This window comes from Micromonospora sp. NPDC049139, from assembly GCF_055586845.1.
Genome location: NZ_JBVJHK010000002.1, coordinates 313,916 through 326,289 on the forward strand (window position 1 = coordinate 313,916; position 12,374 = coordinate 326,289).

Annotated in this window: 10 protein-coding genes; 3 read left to right on the forward strand and 7 right to left on the reverse strand. The window is 75.6% G+C overall.

Translation table 11 applies throughout. The annotated features are described in order from the left end of the window. Positions 1 to 41: 41 nt before the first annotated feature. Genes ACZ6Q9_RS04995 through ACZ6Q9_RS05010 form a run of 4 tightly spaced genes read right to left on the reverse strand, consistent with a single transcriptional unit; the run spans position 42 to position 3,497 of the window. The gene (locus ACZ6Q9_RS04995; protein WP_393450835.1) at positions 42 to 863 is read right to left on the reverse strand and encodes a sirohydrochlorin chelatase; all 822 of its coding nucleotides are present in this window, start codon (positions 861 to 863) and stop codon (positions 42 to 44) included. After that, on the reverse strand, positions 845 to 1,630 hold the full coding sequence (locus ACZ6Q9_RS05000) for a phosphoadenylyl-sulfate reductase (protein ID WP_396827847.1): 786 nt from the start codon (positions 1,628 to 1,630) through the stop codon (positions 845 to 847). The genes ACZ6Q9_RS04995 and ACZ6Q9_RS05000 overlap by 19 nt, the downstream gene beginning before the upstream one ends. Continuing rightward, positions 1,627 to 1,785 (reverse strand): hypothetical protein, encoded by a 159-nt coding sequence (locus tag ACZ6Q9_RS05005; RefSeq protein ID WP_350703763.1) that lies wholly within the window; start codon positions 1,783 to 1,785, stop codon positions 1,627 to 1,629. The genes ACZ6Q9_RS05000 and ACZ6Q9_RS05005 overlap by 4 nt, the downstream gene beginning before the upstream one ends. Further along, on the reverse strand, positions 1,782 to 3,497 hold the full coding sequence (locus tag ACZ6Q9_RS05010) for a nitrite/sulfite reductase (RefSeq protein WP_393450832.1): 1,716 nt from the start codon (positions 3,495 to 3,497) through the stop codon (positions 1,782 to 1,784). The genes ACZ6Q9_RS05005 and ACZ6Q9_RS05010 overlap by 4 nt, the downstream gene beginning before the upstream one ends. Before the next feature lie 408 nt (positions 3,498 to 3,905). Between ACZ6Q9_RS05010 and ACZ6Q9_RS05015 the strand changes: the two genes are divergently transcribed. Further along, positions 3,906 to 5,360, forward strand: coding sequence for a glycosyltransferase family 39 protein (locus ACZ6Q9_RS05015; RefSeq protein ID WP_396828020.1), 1,455 nt, complete (start codon positions 3,906 to 3,908; stop codon positions 5,358 to 5,360). 51 nt (positions 5,361 to 5,411) lie between these two features. Here the strand turns inward: ACZ6Q9_RS05015 and ACZ6Q9_RS05020 are convergent, their stop codons facing one another. Both ACZ6Q9_RS05020 and ACZ6Q9_RS05025 read right to left on the reverse strand, forming a co-directional pair. After that, positions 5,412 to 6,971 (reverse strand): histidine kinase N-terminal domain-containing protein, encoded by a 1,560-nt coding sequence (locus ACZ6Q9_RS05020; RefSeq protein WP_393450829.1) that lies wholly within the window; start codon positions 6,969 to 6,971, stop codon positions 5,412 to 5,414. Positions 6,972 to 6,996: 25 nt separating this feature from the next. Continuing rightward, complete coding sequence (locus tag ACZ6Q9_RS05025) at positions 6,997 to 8,028, reverse strand: SIS domain-containing protein (RefSeq protein ID WP_350704155.1); 1,032 nt, start codon at positions 8,026 to 8,028, stop codon at positions 6,997 to 6,999. A gap of 188 nt (positions 8,029 to 8,216) precedes the next feature. Here ACZ6Q9_RS05025 and ACZ6Q9_RS05030 point away from each other — a divergent pair, with 188 nt between their 5' ends. Continuing rightward, positions 8,217 to 10,043, forward strand: a complete 1,827-nt coding sequence (locus tag ACZ6Q9_RS05030) for a tetratricopeptide repeat protein (RefSeq protein ID WP_396827849.1) — start codon at positions 8,217 to 8,219, stop codon at positions 10,041 to 10,043. 6 nt (positions 10,044 to 10,049) lie between these two features. Here ACZ6Q9_RS05030 and ACZ6Q9_RS05035 read toward each other — a convergent pair whose 3' ends face one another. Then, a complete protein-coding gene (locus ACZ6Q9_RS05035) occupies positions 10,050 to 11,639 on the reverse strand; it encodes an MDR family MFS transporter (RefSeq protein WP_393450823.1) in 1,590 nt (529 codons plus the stop codon). Between the two features lie 110 nt (positions 11,640 to 11,749). On the opposite strand from ACZ6Q9_RS05035, the gene ACZ6Q9_RS05040 reads away from it, so the two are divergent. Continuing rightward, positions 11,750 to 12,343: a TetR/AcrR family transcriptional regulator gene (locus tag ACZ6Q9_RS05040; protein ID WP_393261228.1), complete on the forward strand. Its 594-nt coding sequence runs from the start codon at positions 11,750 to 11,752 to the stop codon at positions 12,341 to 12,343. The last annotated feature ends 31 nt before the right edge of the window (positions 12,344 to 12,374 follow it).

The following is a 12,374-nucleotide window of genomic DNA, read 5'->3' on the forward strand; positions in this document are numbered from 1 at the left end:
GTCCGCACCCCGCTCACCTACCCACCGGGGCGCCTTTCCGATCACGGTCGGGCCGTGACCCCGGCCACCCCGACGGCGGCGTCGACCCGCCGCAGGACCACGTCGGCCAGCTCCGGGGCGTCGGTCAGCGGGGCGGACACCGCCACCGCGCCGGCCTCCCGCGCCGCCCCGGCCACGGCGTCGTGGAAGAGGCCGGGAGCCAGGAAGTAGGCCGACACCGCCACCCGCCGGGCGCCCCGGGCACGTAGCCGGGCCACCGCCGCGTCGACGGCCGGCGGGGCGGCCGAGGCGTACGACACCCGGGTGGGCACCCCGAGACCGGCGCGCAGCGCGGCTGCCACCCGCCCCACCGACCCACGCGCCCGGGCGTCCCGCGTGCCCGCGGCGGCGAGCACCAGCCCGTCGAACCGCCCCGGCTCCGCCTCGCCCAACCGCCGCCGCAGGCCGGCCAGCAGCCCGCCGTCGACCTCGCCGCCGGCGGGGCCGAGCACGTCGGTCACCCGTACCGCGATCGGCGGCCCCGCCGCGTGGGCCGCCGCCACCGCCGCCGGGATGTCCACCCGCCGGTGGTACGCGGCGGTGAGCAGCAGCGGCACCAGCACCGCCCGGGGATGCCCGGCGTCGGCCAGGTCCCGCAGCACCGCGGCCGGTCCCGGCTCGGTGTGGTCCAGCCAGCTCGCCAGCACCGGCGTGCCGGGCCGGGCAGCCGACACCGCCCGGGCCAGCGCCAGGGTCGCCTCGGCGGCCCGCGGATCCCGGCTGCCGTGGGCGACCAGGACCACGGGGTCGGCCGCCCCCCACGGCCCGGGCGCCCCCGGTGCGGGAGCGGCCGGGCCCGGCCCGGTCAGACGTGCAGGCCGCACTCGGTCTTCTCGAACATGGCCCACCGGCCGGCCCGCGGGTCCTCCCCCGCCTTCGTACGGCGGGTGCAGGGCCAGCAGCCGATCGAGCCGTAGCCCTGCCTGAACAGCTCGTTCACCGGCACGTTCCAGCGGGCGACGTAGGCGTCCACGTCCGCCTGCCGCCAGGCCGCGATCGGGTTGACCTTGACCTTGCCCCGGCGGGCGTCGAAGGTAACCACCGGCGTGTTCGCCCGGGTCGGCGACTCGTCCCGACGCAGCCCGGCGGCCCAGGCGTCGTACCCGGCCAGCGCCCGCTCCAGCGGCTCGACCTTCCGGAGCTGGCAGCAGTCGTCGGGGGACTTGTTGAACAGCCGGGGGCCGTACTCGCCGTCCTGCTGGCCGACGGTCAGCCGCGGCCGGATCGACCGGACGTTCACCGGCAGCGTCCGGGCCACCTCGTCGCGGACCCTCAGCGTCTCCGGGAAGTGCAGGCCGGTGTCGAGGAAGACCACGTCCACCCCGGGGGCGACCCGCGAGACCAGGTGGGCCAGCACGGCGTCGGCCATCGAGCTGGTGACGCAGAACCGGTCGCCGAAAGTCGCGGTCGCCCAGCGGGCGATCTCCAGCGCGGGCGCACCCTCCAACTCCCGCCCGGCCTCCTCGGCCAGCGCACGCAGCTCGTCCGGGTCGCGACGCGCCGGGTCGGCCGGCTTCGGGCCGCCGACGCCGACCAGGCCCAGGCCCGCCGCGGAGACGAGGCCCGACGAGTCGCCCGTGCCCCCGCTCACCGGGCCACCGCCCGGCCGAGCAGGCCGGTGAACCTCACCGAGAACACCCGGGCGCAGGCGTGGCACTCCCAGGCGCCGTGGCCGGCCTCGCTCGGCCGCAGATCCTCCTCGCCGCAGTAGGGGCAGTACAGCGGCGCGGAACGGGTCTCGCTCATCGGAGTTCCTCCTCGTCGACCCTGATCACCCAGTTGGCGAACGTCTCGCCCGCTTCCCGCCCGGCCAGGTAGCGCCGGGCGAGGCGTTCCACGTACTCCGGAAGCTCCTCGGCGGTGGTCTTCAGGCCGCGCAGCTTGCGGCCGAAGCCGGCGGTCTGCCCCTCGGCCATGCCGAGCCCGCCGCCGAGGTGGACCTGGAAGCCCTCCACCTGGCGACCGTCCGGGCCGACCACCAGCTGGCCCTTCAGGCCGATGTCGGCGACCTGCGTGCGGGCGCAGGCGTTGGGGCAGCCGTTGAGGTGGATGGAGATGTCGGCGTCGAAGTCGCGCAGCCGCTCCTCCAGCCGGGCCACCAGTTCCTCGCCCCGGGCCTTGGTCTCGACGATGGCCAGCTTGCAGTACTCGATGCCGGTGCACGCCATGGTGCCGCGCCGCCAGGCCGACGGCTGCGCCTCCAGCCCGATCTCCCGCAGCGCCCGCACCAGCGCGTCGGTCCGCTCCGGCGCCACGTCGAGCACCAGCAGCTTCTGGTACGGGGTGAGCCGCACCCGGTCGCTGCCGTGCGCCTCGACGACGTCGGCCAGCCGCGTGAGCTGCCCGCCGGAGACCCGCCCCACCACCGGGGCGGCGCCGACGTAGTTGCGCCCGTCACGCTGCGGGTGCACGCCGATGTGGTCCACCGGCTTGTCGGGCAGCTGGGGGGCCGGCCCGTCGAGCAGGGCGCGGCCCAGGTACTCCTTCTCCAGCACCTCGCGGAACTTCGGCACGCCCCAGTCGGCGACGAGGAACTTCAGCCGTGCGCGGTTGCGCAGCCGGCGGTAGCCGTAGTCGCGGAAGATGCCGACCACGCCGGCCCAGACGTCCGGCACCTCGGCCAGCGGCACCCAGACGCCGAGCCGCTGGGCCAGCATCGGGTTCGTGGCCAGCCCGCCGCCCACCCAGACGTCGAAGCCCGGGCCGTGGTCCGGGTGGTCCACGCCGAGGAACGCGATGTCGTTCGTCTCGTAGGGCGTGTCGGCCAGCCAGGAGATGGAGGTCTTGAACTTGCGCGGCAGGTTGGAGAACTGCTTGTCGCCCACGTACCGGCGGACGATCTCGTCGAGCGCCGGCGTCGGGTCGACCAGCTCGTCGCGGGCGACGCCGGCCACCGGGCTGCCCAGCACGACCCGGGGGCAGTCGCCGCACGCCTCGGTGGTCTGCAGGCCGACGGACTCCAGCCGGCGCCAGATCTCCGGCACGTCCTCGACCCGGATCCAGTGGTACTGGATGTTCTGCCGGTCGGTGATGTCGGCGGTGTCCCGGGCGAACTCGCGGGAGATCTCCGCGACCACCCGCAGCTGCGCCAGGCTGAGCTCGCCCCCGTCCACCCGGACCCGGAGCATGAAGAACTCGTCCTCCAGCTCGTGCGGCTCCAGCACCGCGGTGCGACCGCCGTCGATGCCCGCCTTGCGCTGGGTGTAGAGGCCCCACCAACGGAACCGGCCGCGCAGGTCCTGCGGGTCGATCGAGGCGAACCCGTGGTGGGCGTAGATGTTCTCGATCCGGGCCCGTACGTTCAGCGGGTCGTCGTCCTTCTTGATCCGCTCGTTGGCGTTGAGCGGCTCGCGGTGGCCGAGCGCCCACTGGCCCTCGCCGCGCGGGCGGCGCGGGGTCCGGGCCGGTCGGGGGGCCGTCGGATCGCCGGCCCGGGCCGGGATGCTGCTGACCGCCATGGCGGCGTCCTCCGTTGTCTGAGGTGCCTCGGGATGCGCGGGCGCGGCGGCCGGCCCGTCGGAACGGGCTGGGGACAACGGTGTCGGAACAGCCGGCGCGGGGGCGCGCCCGGGACAGATTGGTCGGGCGTCGTCAGTGGGCCGGACAGATGGCGCTGCGCACGCGGCCGTAGTCGACGTGGCGGCGGGCCACGAAGCGGCGGACGACGGCGGCGGTCATGGAGTCATGCTGCCACACCGGGTGGGGGCCGGCCAACGAGCGCGTGCGTGATCCCACATCACGGGCGACGCGCTCCGGGAACGACGCCGGCGGCTGATCCGTGGACCGGCACAACGGCACGGCACGGCTGTGTGACGCTGCGATATGTGACCGGTTCTTCTGATTTGTCTGCCGGCGGTCCGGGCCGGCTGACCGCGCCGCCGCCCGCCGGCGACGCGCCCGGCGGGCCGGTCCGCGCACCTCGCCTGGTCTGGGTCGGCCCGACGCTGGCCACCCTGGCCGTCGTGCTGACCGGGATCGGCCACGCGCAACCGTGGCGCGACGAGTTGGCCACCTGGAGCGCGGCGACCCGGTCACCCGGGGACCTGGTCCGGCTCGCCGGCACCATCGACGCCGCCACCGGCCCCTACTACCTGTTCATGCACGCCTGGGTGGCGCTCGCGGGCGACTCGGTCGCCGCGCTGCGGCTGCCCGCCGCGCTGGCCATGGCCGCCACCGCCGGGTTGACCGCCGTACTCGGGCAGCGGCTGGCCGGCACCCGGGCGGGGCTGCTCGCCGGGCTGCTCCTCGCGGTGCTCCCGGGCACCTCGCGGTACGGCCAGGAGGCCCGCCCGTACGCGCTGGCGGCGTTCTTCGCGGTGCTGGCGACCCTGCTCCTGGTCGGGGCGCTGGCCCGGCCCGGGTGGCCCCGCTGGGCCGCGTACGCCGCCGCCGTGGCCGCCCTCGGCCTCACCCATCTGGTCGCGCTCACCCTGCTCGCCGCGCACGCGGTGGCGGTGCTCGCCGCCCACCGCGAGGGGCCGCCGAGCCGCCCGCTGCGCTGGGCGCTCGCCCTGCTGCCGGCCGCGCTGCTGGTGACCCCGCTGGTGCTGCTGGCCAGGGGCCAGCGGTCCCGGCAGCTCGACTGGGTGGACACGGTCCGGCTGACCGACCTGACGGCGCTGCCGGGCGGGGTGGCGCAGAGCGGCGTGGTGGGCGGGCTGCTGGTGGGGCTGGCGGCGCTCGGGGCGGCCCGGCTCGGCCGGCGCGCCCTGCTGCCCGGGTGCGCCGTGCTGCTGCCGGTGCTGCTGCTCTTCGCCGCCGGTGCCGTCGTTCCCCTCTGGGTGTCCCGCTACCTGTTCTTCGTCGTGCCGTTCGGCTGCCTGCTGGCCGGCGCGGCGCTCGCGACGGTGCCGCTGCCGCCCGCGTTGGCCGTGGTGGCCCTGGCCGGGCTGCTCGGCCTGCCCGACCAGGCGGCGCTGCGGCGGACGCACGAGTGGCCACGCAGCGCCCCGGTCGACTACCGGGGGGCGGCCCGGGTCGTCGCCGACGGTCAGCGGCCGGGGGACGCCGTCGTCTACTCGCCCCGCGAGAGCTGGCTCTTCCTCGACCTCGGCCTCGACTACCACCTGGGCGGCCGCCGCCCCCGGGACGTGCTGGCCACCGAGGACCAGGCCCGCCGGGGCGACCTGTGGGCCGCCGAGTGCGCCCAGCCGGCCGAGTGCCTGGCCGGCGCGCAGCGGGTCTGGCTGGTCGTGGCCGGCCGCCGCGACGACCCGCTGGCCACCGTGCCGGGCGCCAAGGGCGACGCGCTGCGCGCCGGCTACACCGTCGAACGGGTCTGGCACCGCCCCGGCCTGACCGTCGCGCTGCTCACCCGCTGACCCGCCGCGGCGGCGGGACGACGACGGTGACCGGGCCCGCCCCGCGGCGGGTCAGCCGGCGGCGCGGCCCTCCGGGGCGCTGCGGGCCAGCGGCACGACGAGCGTCGCCTCGGTGCCGCCGTTCGCGCCGTCGCGCAGTTCGATGGTGCCGCGCAGCTCGCCGGTCACCAGCGCCCGGACGATCTGCAGACCGAGGTTGCCGCCCCGCTCGGCGTCGAAGTCCGGCGGCAGCCCGCGCCCGTTGTCGGTCACCGAGACGTGCAGCATCTTCCGGAACCGGTGCGCCGACACCACCACCTCGGGCGCGGCGCCGACCGCGCCGGCCGCGTCCGGCGCGGCGGCCGCCTCGGCGGCCGGCGGGAAGCCGTGCTCGACGGCGTTGAGCAGCAGCTCGTTGAGGACCATCACCAACGACGTGGCGACCTCGGCGGGAAGCACCCCGAAGCTGCCCGTCCGCCGCATCCCGACCGTCGACTCGGCCGCCGCCACCTCGGTCGCCGCGCTGGCCACCCGGTCCACGATGCCGTCGAACTCGACCGCCTCGTCGCTGGACAGGGAGAGGGTCTCGTGTACCAGCGCGATGGAGGCGACCCGGCGTACCGACTCCTCCAGGGCGACCCGGGCCTCCGGCATCGACACCCGGCGGGCCTGGAGGCGCAGCAGGGCGGCGACGGTCTGGAGGTTGTTCTTCACCCGGTGGTGGATCTCCCGGATGGTGGCGTCCTTGGTGATCAGGGCGCGGTCGCGGCGGCGTACCTCGGTGATGTCCCGGACCAGCACCAGCGCGCCGATCGGCACCCCGGCGGGCATCAGCGGCAGCGCCCGGGTGAGCATCGTGGCACCGCGGGCGTCGATCTCCCGACGGGGCGGCGCCTCGCCGCGCAGGGCGGCGAGGATGCCGTTCGCCGCGTCCGTCCCCTCCAGCGGGTCGCCGGCCAGCCGGCGGTGCAGCGCCGCCAGGTCCTCGCCCACCAGGTGCGAGGCGTAGCCGAGCCGCCGGTACGCCGACTGCGCGTTCGGGCTGGCGTAGGTGACCTTGCCGCCGGCGTCGAGCCGTACCAGCCCGTCGCCGACGCGGGGCGCCGAGGTGGTCTCCCCCGGGTGGCGCGGCGGCGGGAAGGTGCCGTCGGCGATCATCTGCGCCAGGTCGTCGGCGGTGGTGAGGTAGTTCAGCTCCAGCTGGCTCGGGGTGCGCGCGGTGGAGAGGTTGGTGTCCCGCCCGACCACGGCGACCACCTCGCCGGCCTCGCCGTCGGTCGTGCGCAGCCGGACCGGGATCGCCTCGTGCCGGGCGGGCACGTCGCCGTACCAGACCGGGTCGCCCTCCCGCCAGATCCGGCCCTGCCGGTGGGCCACCTCCAGGTGGGCCACCTCCGGCCCGCCGACGATCCGCCCCACCTGGTCGTCCAGGTACGCGGTGGGGGCGGTCGTCGGCCGGACCTGGGCGACGCAGAGGTACGTCCCGTCACCGTCCACGGGCACCCAGAGCAGCAGGTCGGCGAAGGACAGGTCGGACAGCAACTGCCAGTCGCCGGCGATCCGGTGCAGGTGGTCGATGTCGGCCGGACGGAGGCGGGTGTGCTCCTCGGCGAGGTCGCGCAGCGTGGACACGCTGACCAGCGTGCCACGCCGGGCGTCACATCGTCGCGGTGACCTTCTTCAACCCGCGCGGCGCGTCCGGGTCCTCGCCCCGGGCCAGCGCCAGCGCCAGCGCCAGGCGCTGCAGCGGCAGGATGTCCAGCAGCGGGGCGTACCGCTCGTCGACCTCGGGGACGGCCATCCGGGTGGCGCCCTCGACGTCGGCGGAGCCGACCACCACCACGTCGGCGCGGCGCTCGCCGAGCCGGGGCAGCACCTCGCCCATCGACCGGCCGCCCGGCCCGGAGCCGACCACGGCGAGCACCGGCACGTCGGGGTCGGTCATGGCGAGCGGGCCGTGCAGCAGGTCGGCGCCGGAGAACGCCAGCGCCGGCAGGTAGGAGGTCTCCATCAGCTTCAGCGCGGCCTCGCGGGCGGTCGGGTACGCGTACCCCCGGCCGGTGGTGACGAGCTGGCCGGCGAACCGGTAGCGGGGCGCGAGCTGGGCCGGGGTGGGGTCGTCCAGGGTGCGGGCGGCCAGCTCGGGCAGGGCGGCGAGCGCGTCGCGCTCGTCGGCGGGCAGCGCGCCGTCGCCGGCCCGGATGCCCTCGACGAGCATCAGCAGGGCGAGCAGCTCGGCGGTGTACGTCTTGGTGGCGGCCACCGCGCGCTCGTGCCCGGCGGCGATGTCGACGCTCAGCTCGGCGACGTCGGCCAGCGGGGAGTCGGGCGCGTTGGTGACGGCCAGGGTCAGCGCGCCCGAGGCGCGGGCGGTGCGCAGCACCTCGGCGAGGTCCGGCGAACCGCCGCTCTGGCTGACGCCGACGACCAGCGCGTCGGAGAGGTCCGGCCGGGCGCCGTAGACGGTGACGGCGCTGGGCGAGGCGAGCCCCGCGGGCAGGCCGAGCCGGATCTCGGTCAGGTACGCCCCGTAGAGGGCGGCGTGGTCGGAGGTGCCCCGGGCGGTGAAGACCACGTGCCGGGGTCGGCGCTCCGCGATGACCGCCGCCACCCGGGCGATCGGCCCGGCGTGTTCGGCGGAGAGCAGCCGGGCGTAGCCCGCCGGCTGCTCGTCGATGTCGGCGGCCATGCCAGCCCCTGCACGCGTCACGAAGACTCCTCCCACTGCGCGGTTGCCGCGCGTTTCCTGCTCAGTCTTGCATCTTTGATCTGATCAGAGCAATCGAACGAGCAGGAGTGCGCAGTTGATCACCATGTCGGTGCAACATCACCTAGGCTTGCCCGGCCGACCGGAGCACCGACGAGTGAGAGGACGCCGTGGCCGAGGACGACCGGGCGCTGCCCGCGGCGGAGGAACTTGCTCTCGCCCGGCTCGCCATGGACTCCGGCGACCTGGAGCACGCGGCCGGGCACGTCGCCGCCGCGCTCGCCCAGGCCCCGACCCTGCCCGAGGTGCACGAGACGCTCGCCCGGCTCGCCGCCGCCGACGGCGCCGGCGGCGTGGACCTCTTCCCGCTGCACCACCACGCCTTCGTCGGCGCCGTGGTCGCCCGCGCCCACCTGCTGGCCGCCGCCGGCCGGCCCGCCGAGGGGCTGGACCTGCTGGTCGCCGCGACCGGGCACGCCCCGGGGGCGGACTGGGCCGGCGTGCCCTGGGTGACCGCGCCGGAACTCGCCGAACGCCTCGAACCGGACCGGACCGCCCGCATCCTGATGCAGGTCTGCGCCGCCGTGCCCGACCCGGCGCCCCGGGCCGACCGGGCGGCGCTGGCCCCCTACCTGGCGCTGGCCCGCAACGCGGTCACCGTCCACGCCGAGCACGGCCTGCTGCTGGGCGCGGCGTCCGCGCTGGCCCGGCGGGTCGGCGAGGTCGCCCTGGCGGTCCGCTGGGCCGCCCGGGGCGTACGCGCGGAGCCGTCGAAGATCGGCGAGGTGTGGCTCGGGTACGCGTACCGCAGCGCCGGCCGCACCCGGGAGGCGCTGGCGGCACTCGGCCGCGCCGTCGCGCACGACCCCGACGACCTCGCCGTGTACGCCGACATCGCCGGCACCCTCGCCGACACCGGGCGGCTCGACGAGGCGCTCGACTGGATCGACCGGGCCCTCGCCCGGGACCCCACCTTCGACTGCGCCGTGCACACCGCCCACCGGCTGCGGCACCAGCGCGACGGCGACGTGGCGCACCTGGTCGCGCTCGCCGACTTCGTGCGGGACCACCCGGACGACTCGCACGAGCACGGCGACCTGGCCGAGTGCTGCCGCAGCCGGGCCTGGCTCGGGCAGGTGACCCCGGCGGCCGGGGCGGTGGTGGACGCGCTGCGTCAGGCCGTCGCCGACGACCACGGCGGGGTCGGCGCCGCCGTGCTGCTGGAGTCGCCCGCGCCGCCGAGCGCGCTGCGGACCGTCGCCGCGGCCGTGCCGGCGCTGCGGGTCGAGGTGGCCGGCGTGCCGGAGCCGGACCCGCGCGAGCCCCGGCGGGCGGACGCCCGGCGGCTCTGGCGCTGGGACGGGACGACGGTCACGCCCGCGGTGCCGGCGCCCTCGGCGGAAGCGACCGCGCGGCTGCGGCAGCTCGCCCACCCGGCGTGGCCACACCCCCCGGCGGCGTACGACGCGGCGGTGGGGCTGGCCACCCTGGACCTGGCCGACCTGGTCGGCCTGCTGGCGCACCCGCCGGACGCGCCGCCCACCGCGCTGGGCCGGGTGCTGGGGCAGGACCCCTCGCTCTGGGTGCGCTGCGTCCAGGTGTGGGCCTGCCTCGGCCTGCTGCACCACCGCACGGACGAGCCCTGGGCGACCTCGACCCGCCGCCGGGTGCTGCTGGACCTGGTCTGGGGCGTCGAGGACTGGATCACCGAGGCGGCGCTGTTCGCCATGGTCACCGCCGCCTGGGTCGACCCGGCGGTGCGCCCCGACGTGGCGCGGGTGGTGGCCGAGCGGCTGGCCGACGTCGCGGCGGTGGCGCGGCTGCGCCCGGTGCCCGTCGCGGTGTCCCTGGCCCACCTGGCCCTGGCGACGCCGGCCCTGGACGCGGAGACGACGGCCCTGGCGACCTCCCTGGTCGCCACCCCCCTGGTCCCCCGCCCCCGCTCCGGCCTGCGCCGCCTCTGGCGCCGCCTCACCGGCCGCCTCCGGCGACCCTGAAGCGGGTCAGGCGACGGGTGCCTTGCCGAGGGCGGCCTCGGCCTGCCCCTCACCGGCGCCCTGCGGGGCCGGCGGCTCGTTGGCGGTCCGCAGCGGGATCTCCTTGATGAACCAGGCCAGCACCGGCACGGCCACGGTGAACAGCACCGCCCACCAGAAGACGTGCGAGATCGCGTCGGCGAGGCCGCCGAGCACCAGTTCCCGCGCCTGCGCCGGCAGGTCCTTGAGCTCCGCCAGGTCCATCGCGGCGCCGGCCTCGCCGCCGCCGCTGAACGCGCCGCCGGCCGGGGAGTCGGCCAGCCGGTTGGCGAAGATCGCGCCAAACAGCGAGATGCCGAACGAGCCGCCGATCGAGCGGAAGAACGTGGCGGCGCCGCTCGCCGCGCCCAGGTCCTTCTGCGCCACGCTGTTCTGCGCGATGAGCATCGAGGTCTGCATGAGGAAACCCATGCCGACGCCGAGCACGATCATGTAGAGCGAGGACTCCAGCTTGCCGGTGTGCACGTCGAGCAGGGTCAGCAGCGCCAAGCCCGCGGTCATCACCACGCCGCCCACGATCGGGTAGATCCGGTACCGCCCGGTCTTCGTGATCGCGCGACCGACCACCAGCGAGACCACCAGCATGCCGAACATCAGCGGAAGCAGCAGCAGCCCGGAGTTCGTCGCCGAGGCGCCCTGCACGGTCTGCTGGTACAGCGGCAGGAAGTTCATCGCGCCGAACATCGCGAAGCCGAGCAGGAAGCCGATCACGGAGATCAGCGCGAAGTTGCGGTTGGCGAAGAGCCCCAGCGGCAGGATCGGTTCGGCGGCCCGCCGCTCGACCAGACCGAAGACCACCAGCGCGACCGCGGCGAGCGCGGCCAGGCCGAGGATCTGCGGCGACACCCACGCGTACTCGTTGCCGCCCCAGGTGGTGACGAGCACGATCGCGGTGATGCCGACCGAGAGCAGCCCGGCGCCGAGCCAGTCGATCCGGTGCTCGGTGCGGTACTTCGGCAGGTGCATGGTCGTGGCGAGGACCAGCAGCGCGACGCCGCCCAGCGGCAGGTTCACGTAGAACGCCCAGCGCCAGGAGAGGTGGTCGGTGATGAAGCCGCCGACCAGCGGGCCGGCCACCATCGCGATGGCCATGATGCCGGCGATCATGCCCTGGTAGCGGCCCCGCTCCCGGGGCGGCACCAGGTCGCCGATGATCGCCATCACGCCGACCATCAGGCCGCCGGCGCCGAGGCCCTGTACCGCCCGGAAGGCGATCAGCTCGACCATGCCGTCGCCCGGCCCGCCGAACAGGTCGGAGCCGGCCATCCCGCACAGCGCCGAGCCGACCAGGAAGACGACCACCGAGGTGAGGAAGACGGACTTGCGCCCGTAGAGGTCGCCGAGCTTGCCCCAGATCGGGGTCGAGACCGTGGTGCCCAGCACGTACGCCGTCACCACCCAGGTGAAGTGGTCGAGCCCGCCGAACTCCCCCACGATCCGCGGTAGCGCCGTGCTGACGATCATGTTGTCGAGCATCGCCAGCATCATGGCGATCATCAGGCCGAAGAGCACGACCCGCACGTTGGGTCGTGCCGGTGCCTGGCTTGCCTGCGTCATGGGTAAGCTCCCCCGAGATGTGCCGCACTTACTTGCCGCCCGGCTAGTTAACTTACTAGCCGCACGGTAAGTTTGTCGGCAGGACCGGTCAAGCGAATTGGGTGGCAGACGTGAGGGAGAGCACAGGCGGCACGCGGGAGCGCATCAAGTCCGTCGCGCTGGAGCTCTTCACCGAGCAGGGGTACGAGAAGACCTCGCTGCGCGAGATCGCCGAACGGCTGAACGTGACGAAGGCCGCGCTCTACTACCACTTCAAGAGCAAGGACGAGATCGTCAGCAGCGTCGTCGAGGACCGGCTGGAGCTGATGGACGCCCTCATCGCCTGGGCCGAGTCGCAGCCGGCGAGCCGGGACACCCGGCGCGCCGTGATCGGCCGGTACGCCGACGCCATGTTCACCGGCGACGAGCCGTCGGTGATGCGGTTCTTCGAGCAGAACCAGACCGTGCTGAAGAGTCTCGCCGCCGGGCAGCAGATGCGCGGCCGGATGCTGCGGCTGGCCGAGATGCTCTGCCGGGGAGACGACTCGCCCGCCGCGCAGCTCCGCGCGATCCTGTCGCTCTTCGCCGTGCACAGCAGTTGGTTCGCGATCCGCACGCCGGGCATCACCGACGCGGAGCGGAGGACGCTCGCGCTGGAGATGGCCGACGAGCTGCTCGCCCCCATCGGGACCGGGCGCGACGCCGCCGCGACGGAGGCGCCCTGACGCCCGCTGCCCCGGCGGACACGCCGCCCCG